Origin of the sequence: Actinomadura sp., from assembly GCF_044508335.1 — a bacterium.
Taxonomy (GTDB): domain Bacteria; phylum Actinomycetota; class Actinomycetes; order Streptosporangiales; family Streptosporangiaceae; genus Spirillospora.
On record NZ_JBIQHY010000007.1, the window covers coordinates 31,960 to 49,152 of the forward strand.

General features: G+C 74.1%; 14 protein-coding genes. 7 read left to right on the plus strand and 7 right to left on the minus strand.

The genetic code is table 11. The features are described 5' to 3' along the window. Positions 1-3: 3 nt before the first annotated feature. From lnt to ACIWVC_RS04665, 4 genes are all read right to left on the minus strand, one after another. Complete coding sequence (gene lnt / locus ACIWVC_RS04650; RefSeq protein WP_396449553.1) at positions 4-1,722, minus strand: apolipoprotein N-acyltransferase; 1,719 nt, start codon at positions 1,720-1,722, stop codon at positions 4-6. Between the two features lie 575 nt (positions 1,723-2,297). Beyond that, complete coding sequence (locus ACIWVC_RS04655; protein ID WP_396449554.1) at positions 2,298-2,693, minus strand: hotdog fold domain-containing protein; 396 nt, start codon at positions 2,691-2,693, stop codon at positions 2,298-2,300. After that, positions 2,686-3,549 (minus strand): OAM dimerization domain-containing protein, encoded by an 864-nt coding sequence (locus ACIWVC_RS04660; protein ID WP_396449555.1) that lies wholly within the window; start codon positions 3,547-3,549, stop codon positions 2,686-2,688. Before ACIWVC_RS04660 ends, ACIWVC_RS04655 begins: the two co-directional genes overlap by 8 nt. Then, entirely contained in the window at positions 3,546-5,162 is a 1,617-nt protein-coding gene (locus ACIWVC_RS04665) for a lysine 5,6-aminomutase subunit alpha (protein ID WP_396453842.1), read from the minus strand. Before ACIWVC_RS04665 ends, ACIWVC_RS04660 begins: the two co-directional genes overlap by 4 nt. A 272-nt stretch (positions 5,163-5,434) precedes the next feature. Between ACIWVC_RS04665 and ACIWVC_RS04670 the strand changes: the two genes are divergently transcribed. After that, on the plus strand, positions 5,435-6,199 hold the full coding sequence (locus tag ACIWVC_RS04670; RefSeq protein WP_396449557.1) for a hypothetical protein: 765 nt from the start codon (positions 5,435-5,437) through the stop codon (positions 6,197-6,199). Next, positions 6,196-6,771 carry a hypothetical protein gene (locus ACIWVC_RS04675; protein ID WP_396453843.1) on the plus strand — a complete coding sequence of 192 codons (576 nt, stop codon included), beginning with the start codon at positions 6,196-6,198 and terminating at the stop codon, positions 6,769-6,771. Before ACIWVC_RS04670 ends, ACIWVC_RS04675 begins: the two co-directional genes overlap by 4 nt. 172 nt (positions 6,772-6,943) lie before the next feature. On the opposite strand, the gene ACIWVC_RS04680 is transcribed toward ACIWVC_RS04675, so the two are convergent. After that, positions 6,944-7,744, minus strand: a complete 801-nt coding sequence (locus tag ACIWVC_RS04680; RefSeq protein WP_396446797.1) for an SAM-dependent methyltransferase — start codon at positions 7,742-7,744, stop codon at positions 6,944-6,946. A gap of 99 nt (positions 7,745-7,843) precedes the next feature. Here ACIWVC_RS04680 and ACIWVC_RS04685 point away from each other — a divergent pair, with 99 nt between their 5' ends. Beyond that, a complete protein-coding gene (locus tag ACIWVC_RS04685) occupies positions 7,844-9,436 on the plus strand; it encodes a SpoIIE family protein phosphatase (protein ID WP_396446796.1) in 1,593 nt (530 codons plus the stop codon). A 20-nt stretch (positions 9,437-9,456) separates the two neighbouring features. Here the strand turns inward: ACIWVC_RS04685 and ACIWVC_RS04690 are convergent, their stop codons facing one another. Together ACIWVC_RS04690 and ACIWVC_RS04695 are read right to left on the minus strand one after the other, a co-directional pair. Beyond that, complete coding sequence (locus ACIWVC_RS04690) at positions 9,457-10,788, minus strand: DUF2252 domain-containing protein (protein ID WP_396446795.1); 1,332 nt, start codon at positions 10,786-10,788, stop codon at positions 9,457-9,459. A 52-nt stretch (positions 10,789-10,840) separates the two neighbouring features. Beyond that, positions 10,841-11,896 carry an L-erythro-3,5-diaminohexanoate dehydrogenase gene (locus tag ACIWVC_RS04695; protein WP_396446794.1) on the minus strand — a complete coding sequence of 352 codons (1,056 nt, stop codon included), beginning with the start codon at positions 11,894-11,896 and terminating at the stop codon, positions 10,841-10,843. A 142-nt stretch (positions 11,897-12,038) separates the two neighbouring features. Between ACIWVC_RS04695 and ACIWVC_RS04700 the strand changes: the two genes are divergently transcribed. The 4 genes from ACIWVC_RS04700 to ACIWVC_RS04715 all read left to right on the plus strand — a co-directional run bounded on the left by ACIWVC_RS04700 (position 12,039) and on the right by ACIWVC_RS04715 (position 17,120). After that, the gene (locus tag ACIWVC_RS04700; RefSeq protein ID WP_396446793.1) at positions 12,039-13,430 is read left to right on the plus strand and encodes a KamA family radical SAM protein; all 1,392 of its coding nucleotides are present in this window, start codon (positions 12,039-12,041) and stop codon (positions 13,428-13,430) included. A 63-nt stretch (positions 13,431-13,493) separates the two neighbouring features. Further along, positions 13,494-14,663 (plus strand): cytochrome P450, encoded by a 1,170-nt coding sequence (locus ACIWVC_RS04705; RefSeq protein WP_396446791.1) that lies wholly within the window; start codon positions 13,494-13,496, stop codon positions 14,661-14,663. 61 nt (positions 14,664-14,724) lie between these two features. Further along, positions 14,725-15,792 (plus strand): DUF3616 domain-containing protein, encoded by a 1,068-nt coding sequence (locus ACIWVC_RS04710; protein ID WP_396446790.1) that lies wholly within the window; start codon positions 14,725-14,727, stop codon positions 15,790-15,792. A gap of 110 nt (positions 15,793-15,902) precedes the next feature. Beyond that, complete coding sequence (locus tag ACIWVC_RS04715) at positions 15,903-17,120, plus strand: acyl-CoA dehydrogenase family protein (protein ID WP_396446789.1); 1,218 nt, start codon at positions 15,903-15,905, stop codon at positions 17,118-17,120. The last annotated feature ends 73 nt before the right edge of the window (positions 17,121-17,193 follow it).

A 17,193-nucleotide genomic window follows, 5' to 3' on the forward strand; every position in this document is an offset into this window, starting at 1 on the left:
GTGTCAATTCCCCTCGTTCTTCCTGGCTGTCCATGCCGCCGCGAGGACCGCGCCGAGCCCGAGCAGGGCGAGCGCCCACTCGGGGACGGCCCCGAGCCGGTCCGACAGGGTCCGCTGCGTGCGCGCCGGGACGGTGCGGACCTGGATGTCGGGGACGAACTCGCGGGACTCGGCGAGCATCCGGCCGTCCGGGGCGACGATCGCGCTGATCCCGCTGGTCGCGGCAACCAAGATCGTACGGCCGTGCTCGACCGCGCGCAGCCGCGACATCGCGATCTGCTGCGGCGGGAGGCTGGTGCGCCCGTAGGTGGCGTTGTTGGTCTGCACGACGAGGATGTCGCCGGGCGCCACGTCCCGGACCTCCTTGTCGTAGGCGACCTCGAAGCAGATCACGTCGCCGATGGTGACGGGCCCGAGCTTCATCACGCCCGAGCGGGTGCCCTTGGCGAAGTCGCGCGGGATCCGCTCGAACCGGGTGATCAGCTTGGTGAGGATGTCGCGGAACGGCAGGTACTCCCCGAACGGGACGGGGTGCCGCTTGACGTAGTAGTCGCCGGGCCCGGACTCGGGGTCCCAGACGATGCCGCGGTTCTCGACCTTCTCGCCGTCGGGGGTGTCGGTGAGCGCGCCGACGAGGACGGGGACGCCGACGTCCCGCACGGCGCCGTCGATGGCGGTGTAGGCGTCGGGTTCGCGGTAGGGGTCCAGGTCGCTGGCGTTCTCCGGCCACACCACCAGCTCGGGCCGGGGCACCTGGCCCGCGCGGACCTTGGCGGCGAGCTCGTGTGTGGCCTTGACGTGGTTGTCCAGGACGGCCTTGCGCTGGCCGAGGAAGTCCAGGCCGAGGCGCGGCACGTTGCCCTGGATCACCGCGACGGTGACGGGCCGGCCTGACGCCGGGGTGGGGATGAGCAGCCCGCCCCCGGCGACGGCGGCGATCAGCGCCAGGGCGGCCGCGGCGGGCGCGAGCGCGCGCGGGGCCGAGACGGCCCCGCCGGCGGCCCCCTCGGCGGCCTCATCGGAGGCTCCGCCGGGGGCTGGGCCGGCGGTCGCGGCCCGGTCGCGGCGGGACGCGCGGGCGCGGTGCGCGGCCACGGCGGCGTAGGCGAGCAGCCCGCCGGCCAGCGCGGTCAGGAACGTCACCAGCGGTGCGCCGCCGTAGGACGCGTACGGGGTCAAAGGCGTGGCGGTCTGGCTGAACGCCAGCCGCGCCCACGGGAACCCGCCGAAGGGGACGCGGCCGCGGACCAGCTCCTGGGCGACCCACAGCGCGGCCGTCCACACCGGCCAGCCGGGCAGCCGGGCGGCGACCGCGATCCCGGCGCCCATCGGCAGGAAGTAGGCGGCCTCGACGAGGCTGAGGACGATCCAGCCGTCCGGGCCGATGCGGGAGATGCCCTCCAGGGCGGGGAGGAAGAACGCGGCGCCGGCGACGAACGCGAGCCAGGCGCCGGTGCGGGGCCGCACCCCCCGCACCGCGAGCGTGAGCATCGCGACGCCGACGGGCGCGAGCGGGGTGAGGTCGAGCGGCGGGAACGCCGGCCACATCACCAGCCCACCGGCCAGCGCCAGCAGGGTGCGGGGCCAGCCGGCGCGGCCGCCGCGGCGCAGGCCGGCGCGCAGCCGGCCGAGCCGCCCGTGCGGCGCCTCGCCGGCGGGTGCGCCGGCGTGCCCTCCGGGGCCTGCGGCAGACGACCGGTCCGGGAGGGTCTCCTGCGCCACGTCCCACCTCGTTCGCTCGTTCCTTCCCGGAACGCTACCGGCCGCGGGCACCCGTGGCGACCGCGGACCGGCGCCGGCCCGGACGGAGGCCCGGACGGAGGCGGGGCCGCGGGCGGGACGGGGCGGGCACGCCGACACGGAAGAGGGCCCGCGACACCCGTCGGGCCGGAGTCGTCCCACAGGCGGTGAGAACGAGGCTCCGTTTTCTACTGGATGTCCGGGCCCTTCCCGGGTCCAACCCCCCGCGCGATCGGGCGGCTCCGCCCGGGCCCGCTCCCGGATCACCGCACTGGCTGAGGCGGGCACGATGCCGACCACTCTCGTGATCCCCGTCCCCGTCGTGGTGCGGTGCCCGGCGGCGCCTCGGGCGGCCGATCGGTGAGTCCCGTGCTGGACTGCTGCAAAACTACCGGCTTCCGGCCCGGTGTCAACCGCGCCATGTTCTGCGGCGACACCCTCTTTCCCCAGCTCAGTACCATGATCAGCGCCCCGGAATTCGGTCCCGGACGATCGGCGATCATGGCGTGGCGGAGGGCGGGCGCCGGACCCGGCGGTCCGGCGCCGGAGGGCCGGTGTCAGCCGCCGGGCGCGGCGACCACCACCGTCCCGGTCGCGGTGACCGCGACGATCGGCTCCGGCAGCACCTCGGCGGCCGACTCGCCCTTGTCCGGGCGGCCCCGGCACACCACGCGCGCCTCGAACTCCATCACGCGGCTGCGGGTGCCGGCGCGGGTCAGCACGGCGGTGGTCTCCAGCACGTCCCCGGCCTTGACCGGCGCGCGGAACTGCACGTCGGCGTAGGAGGCGAACAGGCCCTCGTCGCCGTCGGTGCGGATGCACAGCTCGGTCGCCGCGTCCCCGAACAGCCCGAGGACGTAGGCGCCGTCCACCAGGTCGCCGGCGTAGTGGGCGTGGGAGTAGGGGATGTAGCGGCGGTGGGTGACGGTCGTCCCCTCGCGCGGGTCACTCATCGTCGGCCTCTCCTTCGGTGTCGCGGGCCCCGCCGGGCGCGTGGGCGGGCAGCAGGGCGTGGACGAGGTAGCTGGCGACCTCGGCGGGGGTGGTGCCCTTGCCGAAGATCCGGTCGACGCCGAGGTCGGCCTCGGTGACGGTGTCGAACCGGGGGCCGCCCACCACCAGCAGCGGCCGCCCGATGCCTCCGGCGACGGCGGTGGGGTACTCGGCGTGGAACGCGGCGGCCATCTGCTTGGTGTTGTGCAGGTGCGCGTTGCGCTGGGTGACGACCTGGGAGACCAGCACCGCGTCGGCGTCCTCGGCCTTGGCGCGCTCCACCAGCTCCTCGACGGTGACCTGGGCGCCCATGTTCACGACCTGGATCTCCCGGTAGTACTCCAGGCCTTTCTCCCCCGCGAACCCCTTCACGTTCAGGATCGCGTCGATGCCGACGGTGTGGGCGTCGGTGCCGATGCACGCGCCGACGACCACCAGCCGCCGGTTCAGCCCCTCGCGGATCGCCAGGTTCACCTCCTGGGAGGTCAGCAGCGGGTAGGCGCGCTCCTCCGGGACGGGGATGGACGCGTAGTCGATCAGGTGCCGCACCTTCCCGTACACGATGAAGAAGGTGAAGTCGGGCCCCATCGGCTTGGCGTGCACGACGCTGGCGGGGTCCAGGCCCATCTTCCCGGCGAGTTGCAGCGCGGCGGCCTCGGCGCGCTTGCCGGCGGGGACGGGCAGCGTGAACGACATCTGCACCATGCCGTCGCCGGTGGTGTCGCCGTAGGGGCGGATGACCTGCCGGGTGTCGGCGGGCTCCGCGGGGGTCTCAGCGGGGGCCCGGGTCCCGGTCCTGCTGCTCTCGGCCGTCATGCCGGCACCTCCTGGGCGTCCGCGCGGGCGGCGTGCGGGTCCTCGGAGTCGAGGATCTCGATGGCGGGGTTGAAGTAGCCGTCGGCGCGGGGCACGACGCCGTCCAGGCCCTTGCCGCCGTCGGGCGGGCGGCGGGTGACGCCGAACGTGCCCTCGGCGATGGCGTTGAGCAGCCCGTCGTCGGCGATGCGGCCGAGCAGGTCGACCGACTCCGACAGGACCTGCTTGGCCCGCTGGACGACCATCCCGTCCGGGCGGGGCATGAAGTCCTCGGCGAGGTTCCCGCAGGCGTCGCGGACGTAGCGGACGTTCTCCAGCGCCAGGTCGCGGTCCGACAGCCACGGGGTGTGGATGCCCTCGGTCATCATCCCGATCAGGATGATCGACTGGCCGGTCATCACGCCGGCGAGGTTGAAGAAGGCGTCCAGCAGGTAGCCGGCGAAGATGTTGCCGGTCATGTGCTTGGTCGGCGGCATGTACTTCAGCGGCGCGCCGGGGAACAGCTCCCGGACGAGCTGGGCGTGCGCGAGCTCCAGCCGGAACGACTCGGGGATCGCCGGGTTGATCTCGAAGGCGTGGCCGAGGCCGAGCTGGGCGTCCGTCAGGCCCGCCTCGTGCCCGAACCGCTCGTTGAGCAGCTGGCTGACGATCACCGTGTGAGCGGCGTCGACCGCGTCGGCGGTGGTGAGGTAGTTGTCCTCGCCGGTGTTGATGACGATGCCGGCGCGGGCGTGGATCTGCCGGGAGAACCGCTGGTCGATGAACGTCCGGCGCGGGTTGATGTCGCGGAAGATGATCCCGTACATGCAGTCGTTGAGCATCATGTCCAGGCGCTCCAGCCCGGCGAGCGTCGCGATCTCCGGCATGCACAGCCCGGAGGCGTAGTTCGTCAGCCGCACGTACCGGCCCAGCTCGCGGGAGACCTCGTCCAGCGCCGAGCGCATCAGCCGGAAGTTCTCGCGGGTGGCGTAGGTGCCGGCGTAGCCCTCGCGGGTGGCGCCCTCGGGGACGAAGTCCAGCAGCGACTGCCCGGTGGAGCGGATCACCGCGACGACGTCGGCGCCCTCGCGGGCCGCGGCCTGCGCCTGCGGTATGTCCTCGTAGATGTCGCCGGTCGCCACGATCAGGTACACCAGCGGGCGCGGCGGGTCGGCGGTGTCCGGGGCCGGCAGCTCGGCCAGCAGCCGGTCGCGTTCGGCGCGGCGGCGGTCGATGCGGGCGATGCCGCCGCGCGCCGCCTCGCGGGCGGCCGCGCGGGCGCGGCCGGCCTCGGCGCCGGACGGCAGCCGGAACGAGACCCGCCCCCGCGCGGCGGCCCGCGCCAGGTCGCCCAGATCGGCGTACGGGCCGTTCAGCAGGGCGTCCCAGACGGGCAGGGCGAGGCCGTGCTCCAAGCCGACCTGGTCGCGGACGGCGTCGGCGAGGTGGTTGACCCACGGGCGCCCCCCGTCGTCGGCGCCGGTGAGGCCCGCCAGGCGCAGCAGCGCCCGCTCGACCGACACGGTCGTGTGGGAGCGGGCCATGCCGATGATCGGTTCCGCGGCCCGGGCGGCGAGCCGCCGGGCGGTCCGCACCACCTCCGGGTCGAGGTCCAGCTTTCCCTGCGGCGCCATTGCCGTCTCCCCTCACACCGCCGCCCCTGCCGGGCCGGCCCGAACAATCGTCCTTCACACCGGGTTCTCTACGGGAGATCTTCCGGCATGAACACCGTATTTCACAAGAACTGGCAGCAGAACTCCCCGTCCTTCCTCTCCCACACCGATCACCTTCCCTGGCCGGGCGGTCACGTCACCTCCAGGTGACGGTCATCGCGAAACCCGCCGGTAGCAACGGTCCGTGAAAATACACTCACCCGAAGTGATGACGGCCCGATGCCGGGAGGGGCATGATCGTTTACTGTGCGGCCGCGGCCTGCGCGATCGGCGTGGTACTGCTGGCGAGCCGGCTCGTCCGGCGCTGGAGGGGCGTGGACGACCCCGACCCCGACGGCCCGACCACCGCGCACAGCGGGGCGATGCTGTCGGCGCTGTTCCTGCTGGCGTTCGCCATCGCCATCGTCGTGCCGTGGACGACGATCGACGCGGCCCGCTCCAACACCTACGCCGAGAGCCACGCGATCTCCGAGGCGTACTGGGCCGCGAGCCGGCTGCCGCCGCCCGACGCGCGGCACGTCCAGGCGGGCCTGACCCGGTACGTCGCCCTGGTCCGCGGCCCCGAGTGGCGGCTCATGGAGCACGGCCGCCTCAGCACCCGCGGCCGGGACGAGCTGGACGGCCTGCGCCGCGACGTCATCGCCGTCAACGCCGGCACCGACGAACTGAAGGACGCCCGCACCGCCGTGCTCGACCACCTCGCCGAGATATCCGCCGCCCGCGAGCAGCGCGCCATGGACGCCCGCACGACCCCGCCGCCGGGGCTGCTCGCCGTCACCGTCCTCACCGGCCTCGCCGTCCTGCTGCTGCCGTTCACGTCCGGGGCCCGGCCGCGCGGCGCGACCCTGGTCCCGCTGTCGATGATGGCCGCGCTGCTCGCGGCCGGCACCTACCTCACCGTCGACATCTCGCACGTGTTCACCGGCGCCCTGGCCGTCCGCCCGGACGCCTACACGAGCCTGCAGGCCCAGCTGCAGCACATCTCGGGGGGTGGGTGAGCGTGCGCGCCCGCCTCGCCGTACCCGCCCTGCCCGCCGCGGTCGCGGGCGCCCTCGCTCTCCCGGCGGGCGCGCTCGCGGCCCCCATCCCGCCGCCCGGCGTCACCGTGTGCGTCGACATCCGGATCGGGCCCGGCGCCGACGGCTGCGCCGAGCCCCCGCCGCCCGGCACGCCGGAACCGCCGCCCCCGGAGCCTCCCCGGCCCGCGGAGCAGCCGCCCCCGGCCGAGACCCCCGAGCCGCCGGCCGAGGCCGTCCCGGCCGAGACCGTCCCGGCCGCGCCTCCCCCGCGGCGCCCGCGGCCCGCGGCGGCGCCCGTGCTGCCGCCGCCCCCGCGGACGCGCCCGCCCGAGCCGTCGCGCGTGCAGCCCCCGCCGCCGCGGCCCTCGCCCGCGCGGCCCTCGCCGCCGGAGCGGACGACGCCGGAGCAGGCGACGCCGGAGCCCGCGCACACGGCGCCGCGCGCGGTCCAGACGCCGCAGCGGCGACGCAACCCGCTGAGCACCTCGCTGGTCCTCGTCGTGATCGCGGTCGTCGTCAGCGCCGGCACCGCCATCGCCTTCGCCCGCTGACCACCGCACCCGCCCACCGAGCACCCGCCCGCCGCACGCCCGGTCGGGCGGGCACCCGACCAGGCGAGCCGCCGATGCGGCGAGGCACCAGTCGGGCAAGCAGCCGACCAGGCGAGGCGCAGGCCGAGCGGGGTGCGGGGCGGGCGAGTGCGCGGGCGGGGGAGGCGGCGGGTCAGGTGAGGCGGGCGACTCCGCCGAACACGAGGAAGCGTTCGGGGTCGTCCACGGCGTCGCCCTCGTCCGGGCGCCACAGCGGCACGTACACCAGACCGGGGTCGAGCAGCTCCCAGCCGTCGAAGAAACGCAGGATCTCCGCGTGCGACCGGGACACCGCCGGGGAGGTGGCCCGGTCGTACAGCTTCCCGATCGCGGCGGTCTTGCCCGGCTGCGCCTCGTGGGTCAGATGGGAGATCACCAGGTGGCTGCCGGGCGCGGCGGCGTCGCGGAGCGCCGCGACGATGCCCTCCGGGTCCTCCTCGGGCTTCACCAGGTGCAGCGCCGCCACCAGCAGGAACGCCACCGGCTCGGACAGGTCGACCAGGCTCTTCAGCTCCGGCGCGGACAGGATGTCGGCCGGGCGGCGCATGTCGGCCTGCAGGACGGCGGTCCGGTCGTCGCCCGCCAGGATGGTGCGGCTGTGCGCGACGGCGACGTCGTCGTTGTCGACGTACACGACCCGCGCGTCCGGGTTCACGCCCTGCGCGACCTCGTGCACGTTGCCCTGCGTCGGGATGCCCGACCCGATGTCGACGAACTGGGCGATGCCCGCCCCCGCCAGCGTGCGGACCGCGCGGCGCAGGAACGCCCGGTTCGCCTGCGCCAGCTCCCGCGCCTGCGGCTCGACCCGCAGCAGCCCCGTCGCGAGATCACGATCGGAGGCGAAATTGTGGGCTCCGCCGAGCAGATAGTCGTACACCCGTGCGACGCTTGGTCGTTGACTGTCGACTTCGGGTGGGATCCACTCGGAGTCCATGCATCGTCTCCCTTGTGACCGAGGCGTGCCGTCCGCGGAGCGCAATCAGCGTAACGCGGCCGCGCCGGAAAGCCCCTGCGAACGGGACAGTGAAGACCGATGTCCGATCGACCCGCCCGGCCGGGACCGGTGACCGTCCTGCTCGACCCGGACGGCAGGATCACCGGATGGAGCGAGGGCGCCGCGCGCCTGTTCGGCCACGACGCGGCCGCCGCGGCCGGCGCTCTCCTGCCCGAGCTGCTCGGCCGGCCCCACGCCGCCGGGCACCTGGCGTCGGCGCTGAAGGCGGCCGTGTCCGGCCACCCCTGGAGCGGGGTGCTGCCGCTGTCGGACGACGGGCTGTCCGTCTCGTGCGAGGCGATCGCCCACGCCGACGGCGGCACCCTCGTCGCGCTGACCGTGTCGCCGCCGTGGGCCGGCGGCCTGGAGCTGCTGAACGAGGCGGGCCGCCGCATCGGCTCCACCCTCGACCTGCACCTCACCGCCCGGGAGATCGTCGCCGTCACCGTCCCGCGGTTCGCCGACGCGGGCGCCATCTACGTCCTGGAGCGGCTCCTCGCCGACGACGACCAGCCCGCCGCGGAGGCCGACGGCTCCGCGGTCGTGCGGCGCCTCGCGGTCGCGTTCGCCGACGACGACCCGCGCGAGTGGTCCCGCGAGTTCCCCGTCAACGAGGTCATCGTCTACCCGCCGTCCACCCCCTACGCCCGCTGCCTCACCACCGGCGCCATGATCGAGTTCGGCGGCGACGCCATCCAGGACACGATGGCGCGGCAGACCGGCCGCGTCATCGACGGGCTGCTCGACCACGTGTCGCTGCTGGCGGTGCCGCTGGTGGCGCGCGGCCGGTCGCTCGGCTTCGCGGTGTTCAGCCGCAAGCGCGGCCGGCTGCCGTTCACCGCCGCCGACACGGCGCTGGCGTCCGAGCTCGCCGCGCGCGCCGCCACCAGCGTCGACAACGCCTGCCTGTACCGGCGCGAGCACCGCACCGCGACCGCGCTGAAGGCCGGGCTGCTGCCCGCCGGGGTCGCCGCCCCGCCCGGCCTGGAGATCGCGCACCGCTACCTGCCGGCCGCCAGCGGCGTCGGCGGCGACTGGTACGACGTGGTGCCGCTGCCCGCGGACAAGGTCGCGGTCGTCATCGGCGACTCGGTCGGGCACGGCGTCACCGCCGCCGCCGCGATGGGCCAGCTGCGGGTCGCCGCGCACACCCTGGCCAGCTGCGAGTTCCCGCCCGCCGAGGTGCTGCGGCGGCTCGACTCCATCGCCCAGGGCCTGGACGCCGCCCAGTTCGCGACCTGCCTGTGCATGGTCTGCGACCCGGCGACGCTGCGCTGCGAGCTGGCGTGCGCCGGGCACCCGCCGCCGCTGCTGGCCCTCCCCGACGGGACGGCGCAGCGCTTCGCGCTCCCGCACGGCCTGCCGCTCGGGGTGTCCGACCCCGCGCACCCGCCCGAGTACGAGCAGGCGGCGGCCGAGATCCCGCCCGGCGCCACCCTCGCCTTCTACACCGACGGCCTGGTCGAGAGCCGCATGCGCAACGTCGACGAGGGCATCGCGCGGCTGGCGTCCGCCCTGGTCGCCTCGCGGTCCGCCACGCTGGAGGACACCGCCGACGGCGTCCTGGCCCTGCTGTCCGACCAGCAGGGCCACGACGACATAGCCCTCCTCCTGCTCCGCCCCGCGGGGTGACCCGGGCCGTGTGAGCGGGCCTACAGGCCGGGGATCTCGTGGTTGCGGAAGGCGTCCACGAAGAGCGCGTGGTCGTTGCGGACGATCGCGGCGTACTCGGTGCCGAACGCGACCATCGCCTCGACGAACGCCGACTCGTCCGGGCCGATCGCGGCGTGGATGGCGTCCTCGACCTGGAAGCCGACCAGGGTGTGGTCGGAGTCGGTGTCGGACACGCAGTGCACCTTCGCGGTGGCGCGGCCCAGGTCGTCCAGGACCGACAGCATGTCCTCCGGCTCGGTGAGGCCGCCCCAGTCCAGGTCCTCCTCGTAGGGGGACAGCTCCTGGACGACGTACCCGACGCCGTCGATCTGCGTGTGGCCGAGCCACGGGTCGCTGTTGGCCTGCAGCGCGCGGCGGGACACCGCGGTGCGGTGGCCGTGGTGCTGGAAGTACTCGCGGATGCGGGGGTCGTCGACGACGCGGCTGGGCGCGGCGACGTTGCCCTGCTTCATCGACAGGATGACGTCGTTCTCCAGCGCCTGGGTGCTGCCCTCGACCAGGATGTTGTAGGCCGACAGCCCGGCCGAGCCGATGCCGAACCCGGACGCGCCCACCACGTCCTTCACCTGGTAGGTGAGGCTGCCGAACCGCTTCTCGGCCGGGATCGTCGTCAGGTACTCCTGGTAGGCGGCCTCGACCTTGGCGCGCTCCGCCTCCCCCAGGCGGCGGACGCCGGGACGGTCGCGGAATCGGCGGTCGGGGCCGTCCACGACCGTCATGCCCTCCAGCAGCCCGATGCGGGTGCCGCCCATCGCGGCGACGAGCACGTCCCGGACGTACCCGTCGGTGGTGTCCAGGGTCAGCGCGAACTTCTCGTCGCCCTCGTGCGCGGCGAAGTGCCGGACCTGGTCGACGTAGGCGCGCACGTAGGTCTCGATGAGCCGGCGGATGTCGGCGTCGGAGATCGCCTTCTGCCAGGCCAGCAGCGCCAGGCTCGCCACGAACCGCTTGACGTCCCAGGTGAAGTGGCCGACGTAGGCCTCGTCGTAGTCGTTGACGTCGAAGACGAACACGCCGTCGTCGTTCATGTAGGTGCCGAAGTTCTGCGCGTGCAGGTCGCCCTGGATCCACACGCGGGACGTGCGCTCGTCGGCCCACGGGTCGGCGTCGTGGACGATGTCGGCGTAGAACAGGCAGGCGCTGCCCCGGTAGAACGCGAACGGGTCGGAGGCCATCTTGCGGAAGCGGCGGCGGAACTCGGCGGGGCTGCGCTCCATCAGGTCCGAGAAGGCGTCGACCAGGACGTCGACGATCTGCGCCCGGCGCTCCTTGGGGTCCCGGCCGCGCAGTTCCTCGGTGATGCTCGCCATTCTGTCTCCCTCGATGATCGGGTGATCCCCGCCGCTGCCGGGGCGTTCCCGGTCATTCTGCCGAAACCGGCCCGGTCCGGGAGGTGAACAGCGCGCGCACGGCCGGTTCCGTCCGCACCAGGTCGAGCGCGGCCTCGGCGTGCCCGGGGACGTAGCCGTTCCCGATGAGCATCGTGACGTCCGCCGCGAGGCCCTCGGCGCCGAGCGCGGCCGCCGGGAACGACGTCGCCATCGAGAAGAACACGACGGTGCCGCCGGCGGCGGTGGCGAGGATCGCGCCGTGCTCGCAGCCGGGCACGTCCACGCACACGACGGTGACGTCCACCGGCTCGCCGATCGCGGCGGCGACGGCCACCGGGTCGCGGGCGTCGGCGCGGACGACCGCGTCGGCGAGCCCGGACGCGGTGAGCCGCTCCTCCTCCTCGGCGGTCGGGACGAGCCCGATCACGCGGGACGCCCCGGCGCGGCGCGCGGCGGCCAGCGACAGGCACCCGGACTTGCCGGCGGCGCCCAGCACCGCGACCGACGGGGCCGGCCGCGCGGCGACGACCCGGGCGGTGAGGGCGGGCGCGCCGCACACGTCCATGACGGCGAGGGCGAGCGGCACCGGCATGTCGTCCGGCAGGACGGCGGCGATGGACCGGGCGAACAGGATCGCGTGGCCGCGCGCCGGGACCTGCTCCGACAGCCCGTCCCAGCCGGCCAGCCCGTCGCTGACCGCCAGCGGGGTGAGGGTCAGCGAGACCAGCGTGGCGACGCGGTCGCCCGGCTTCAGCCCGAGCGGGGACTCCGGCCCCGCCTCCTCGACGACGCCGACGAGCATGCCGCCCGACCCGGTCACCGGGTTGTGCATCTTGCCGCGCTCCCCGATGATCCGCAGCACCTCGGCGCGGATCGCGTCCGGGTCGCCGCCGTGCGCGGTGTGCAGCTGCCGGTAGGACGCGGCGTCCAGGTTGAGGCGCTCGACGGCGATGCGGACCTCGTCGGGCCGGATCCGCGGGTCGGTGTCGAGCCGCCGCGCGGCCTGCGGCAGCACGCCCGCGGGCTCCAGCACCCGGTGCAGGCCCACCGCCGTCCCCGTGCCGGGAGCCGTCCGCCCGTCGGTCATCGCCGTCCCGCCTCTCTTCCGAAAACAGATGGTGTAGCGCAAGATGTACAGGGCACCACTAGTTTCATCGAAAGTCTTCCCGTAACGTCGGGCTCACACAAGAGTTTTGCGCGATCAATGTGAGGCTAGGAGGCGGTCGACGATGACCACTGCCCTGCACCCGGACGCGGCCCTACCCGGCGGAGCGTCCGACGAGACCGCACGCCAGCCGTACGCCTACCGGCGACGGCCCCTGGAGGAGCCCGACTGGCGGCGCCTGCCGGGATGGCGCGACGTCACGCGGGAGGAATGGGAGTCGGCGCAGTGGCAGCGCGCCCACTGCGTGAAGAACCTGCGGCAGCTCCGCCAGGTCATGGGCGACCGGCTGGACGAGTCGTTCTACGCCGACCTGGAGCGCGACCAGGCCGAGCGCGCCACGATGTCGATGCTCCTGCCGCCGCAGATGCTCAACACGATGGACTCCTCGTCCACGGCCGCCTTCTACGCCGACCCCGTGCGCCGCTACATGCTGCCGGTGTTCAGCGACCGGCGCACCGACTGGCCGTCCCACCCGCACGCCTCCCGCGACTCCCTGCACGAGGCCGAGATGTGGGCCGTCGAGGGCCTCACCCACCGCTACCCCACCAAGGTGCTGGCCGAGATCCTGCCGACCTGCCCGCAGTACTGCGGCCACTGCACCCGCATGGACCTGGTCGGCAACTCCACCCCGAACGTCGACAAGCACAAGTTCACCATCAAGCCGCCGGACCGGCTCGGCGCCATGCTGGACTACCTGCGCCGCACCCCCGGCGTCCGCGACGTGGTCGTCTCCGGCGGCGACGTCGCCAACATGCCGTGGGCGCGGCTGGAGTCGTTCGTCGACGCGCTGCTGGACATCGACAACATCCGCGACATCCGGCTGGCCAGCAAGGCGCTCATGGGCCTGCCGCAGCACTGGCTGCAGGACGACGTGCGGGCCGGCATGGAGCGCCTCGCCGCCAAGGCGCACGGGCGCGGCGTGCAGATCGCGATCCACACCCACGTCAACGCCGCCCAGTCGGTGACGCCGCTGGTCGCCAAGGCCGCCCGCGCGATGCTCGACACGGGCATCCGCGACGTCCGCAACCAGGGCGTGCTGCTGCGCGGCGTCAACGACACCCCGGACGCGCTGCTCGACCTGTCGTTCGCGCTCCTCGACGAGGCCGGGATCATGCCGTACTACCTGTACATGTGCGACATGATCCCGAACAGCGAGCACTGGCGGCTCGCGGTCTGGGAGGCGCAGGAACTGCAGCACGCGATCATGGGCTACCTGCCCGGCTTCGCCACCCCGCGCATCGTCTGCGACGTCCCCTACGTCGGCAAGCGCTGGGTGCACCAGCTCGCCGAGTACGACCGCGAGCGCGGCATCTCCTACTGGACGAAGAACTACCGCACCGGGCTGGAGCTGTCCGACCCGGACGCGCTGACCCGGCGGTACGAGTACCACGACCCGATCTACACGCTGCCGGAAGAGGGCCGCGAGTGGTGGCGGGAGCGGGTCGAGGCCGCGTGACGGACGGACGGCCCGGCGCCTTTACGTTGTAGATCAGTAAGGCGGCGGCCTATCCTCGACCCGATGACGACCGAGCCGACCGCCGACCTGACCGCCGCCGACCTGGCGGACGATCCGCACCCGCACCTGGCCCAGCTGCGGGAGCGCGCCCCGGCCGCCCTGGTCCCCGCGCTGGGCGGCTGGCTGGTCACCTCCCGCGACCTGGCGCTGCGGGTGCTGCGCGACGCGGACGCCTTCACCGTGGACGATCCGCGCTTCTCCACCGCCCAGGTCGTCGGGCCGAGCATGCTGTCGCTGGACGGCCCCGCCCACACCCGGCACCGCGACCCGTTCGCGCGCCCGTTCCGCCCGGCGCGGACCCGCGAGCGGTTCACCGCGTTCGTCGAGGCGGAGGCCGCCCGGCTGGTGGACGGCCTCGCGCCCGCCGGCCGGGCGGAGCTGCGCGGCGAATTGGCCGGGCCGCTCGCCGTCGCGGTCGTCGCCGAGGCGCTGGGCCTGGAGGGCGTCGACGCCGCGACCGTCCGGTCCTGGTACGGCGCGTTCGTCGAGGCGGTCTCCGCCATCACCGCCGGCGGCGCCGCCCCCGCCGCGGCGGCCGGGGCGTACCGGTCGCTCACCGCGGCGGTCGAGGAGGCGATCGCCGCGTCCCGGCCCGGGTCGCTGCTGGCCGAGGCCGCCGGGGACGCCGCGGCGGGCCTCACCACGGCGGAGGTCGTCGCCGATTCCGCGATCCTGATGTTCGGCGGCATCGACACCACCGAGGGCATGATCGCCAACGCCGCGCTGCACCTGCTCGGGCACCCCGACCAGCTGCGGCTCGTCCTGGACGACCGGGACCTGCTCCCCGCGGCGATCGAGGAGTCGCTGCGGCTGGAGCCCTCCGCGTCGGTCGTGGACCGGTACGCCACCCGCGACGTCGTCCTCGGCGAGGCGCGGATCCGCGCCGGCGACCTGGTGCGGGTGTCGATCGCGGGCGCCAACCGCGACCCGGCGGTCTTCCCCGGCCCGGACCGCTTCGACGTGCGGCGGCACAACGCCGCCGAGCACCTGGCGTTCGCGCACGGCCCGCACTTCTGCTTCGGCTCCCACCTGGCCCGGCTGGAGACGCGCACCGCGCTCACCGCGCTGCTCGACCGGCTCCCCGGGCTGCGGCTCGACCCCGGCCGCCCGGCCCGCCCGCACGGCCTGGTGTTCCGCAAGCCGCCGCGCCTGGACGTCCGCTGGGACCGGTGAAGGCCAGTTCAGGCCCCCTGCGGCGGCCGAACGGGCGCACCGGATATGGGAATATGTCGCAATGATCGTGGAACGCCGAGTCGAGCTGCGCTTCGGGCTGGAGAGCCGGGAAGCCGAGACGCACACCAACCTGTCCGCCGTGCGCCAGGACGGCCGCTGCCTGTGGGTCGCGGGCGACGAGACGGCCACGATCGAGCGGCTCACCGCCGTGCTCGACGGCGACGGGCGCGTGACCGGCTACGACGCGCAGGCCACGGTCGCGCTCGCCGACCTCGTGCGGCTGCCCGCCGGCCCCGGCGAGGAGGCCGACATCGAGGGCCTGGCGCGGGCCAACGGCTGGCTGTGGGCGATCGGCTCGCACAGCCTCAAGCGCAAGAAGATCAAGCCGGGCCAGAGCCCGGCGAAGGCCCGCAAGCGGCTGGCCACCGTCGTCCGCGAGGACAACCGCTTCATCCTCGTGCGGCTCCCCCTGGTCACCGGCGAGGACGGGCTGCCCGCCGTCGTCCGCGAGGACGGCGGCCGCACCGCCGCGGTCCTCGGCCTGGACAAGGACTCCCTCACCGACCTGCTGGAGGACGACCCGCACCTCGCACCGTTCCTGTCCATCCCGAGCAAGGACAACGGCATCGACATCGAGGGCATCGCCGCGCACGGCGACCGCCTCTACATCGGGCTGCGCGGGCCGGTGCTGCGCGGCTGGGCGGTGCTGGTGGAGGTCCGCCCCGGCACCGACCCCGGAGACCCGGGGCGGCTGCGGCTGCTGCCCGTCGGCGGCGGCAAGGACCTCTACCGCACCCACTTCCTGGACCTCGGCGGCCTCGGCATCCGCGACCTGTGCCCGCACGGCGACGACCTGCTCGTGCTCACCGGCCCGAGCATGGACCTGGACGGCCCGGTGCGGGTCGTGCGGTGGCGCGGCGCGGCGAAGGCCGACGCCGCCGAGATCGTGACCGCCGAGGAGCTGGAGACGCTGGGCGTCCTGCCCTACGGCGACGGCGACGACCACGCCGAGGGCATCGCGGTGCTGGACGAGCCCGGCACCCGCCTGCTGGTCGTCTACGACAGCCCCTCCCCCGCACGCCTCACCGCGGACGGGGGCGTCCTCGCGGACGTGGTGTCCCTCGGCTAGCCCCTCCGCCCGCCCCGGACGGAGCCCCCGGGCCCGAATAAGCGCTCGCTTGCGCGATCTGCTTGGATGGGCCCTGCAACCGGCAGGAGTTCGAAGGGGCGGGGCAGAGCATGATCGAGTGGTCCGAGGAAGACCTGATGATCCGGGACGCGGTGCGCGGCTGGATCGACGCCGAGGTCCGGCCCAACCTGGACGCCCTGGAATCGGGCGAGCTGCCGCCGTACGACCTGCTCCGCGGCCTCTACAAGACGTTCGGGATGGACGAGATGGCCCGCTCGTCCTTCCACGCCCGGATCGCCCGCGAGAAGGAGGGCGCGCCCGCCGGGCAGGAGGGGGACGGCGCGGAACGGCAGGGCGGCGGGAACGCGGCGATGGCCATGATCCCGGTCATCGAGCTGTGCAAGGTCGCGCCCGGCCTGGTGTCGGCGATGGGCGTCGGGCTCGGCCTCGCCGCCGGGACGATCATGAAGCGGGGCACCCCCGAGCAGAAGGAGCGCTGGGCGCTGCCGCTGCTGACCATGGAGAAGGTCGGCGCCTGGGCCATCACCGAGCCGAACTCCGGGTCGGACGCGTTCGGCGGCATGCAGGCCACCGCGAGGAAGGTCGGCGACGAGTACGTCATCAACGGCAGCAAGACCTTCATCACCAACGGCCCCTACGCCGACATCATCGTGTTCTACTGCAAGCTCGACGACGGGCGCGACCCGCGCGACCGCGAGATCCTCACGTTCGTCCTCGACCGGGGCATGGAGGGGCTGGAGCAGAGCAAGCCGCTGCGCAAGATGGGCCTGCACTCCTCCCCCACCGGCGAGCTGTTCCTCACCGACGTCCGCGCCGGCGCCGACCGCCTCCTGGCGTCCGGCTCGCAGGGCGGCAAGGAGTCGGCGAAGCAGAACTTCGTCACCGAGCGGGCCGGTGTCGCCGCGATGGCGCTCGGCGTCATCGAGGAGTGCCTGCGGCTGTCGGTCGAGTACGCCAAGACCCGGGAGCTGTGGGGGCAGCGGATCGGCGACTTCCAGCTCATCCAGCTGAAGCTGGCCAAGATGGAGGTCGCGCGGCTCAACGTCCAGAACCTGGTGTTCCGGCACATCGAGATGCAGCGGGCCGGACGCGCGATGACGCTCGCCGAGGCGTCGGCGATGAAGCTGTACGCCGCGCAGGCCGCCAGCGAGGTCGCGCAGGAGGCCGTGCAGCTGTTCGGCGGCAACGGCTACATGAGCGAGTACCGCGTCGAGCAGCTCGCCCGCGACGCCAAGTCGTTCCAGATCTACGCGGGCACCGACGAGATCCAGGTGACGCACATCGCGCGCGACCTGCTGTCGCGCTGACCCCGCGCGCGGCCGGCCCGGACGGCGCGGCCCGCCGCGAACTTTTCCGGCGGACGACCCATCGAACAGGTGG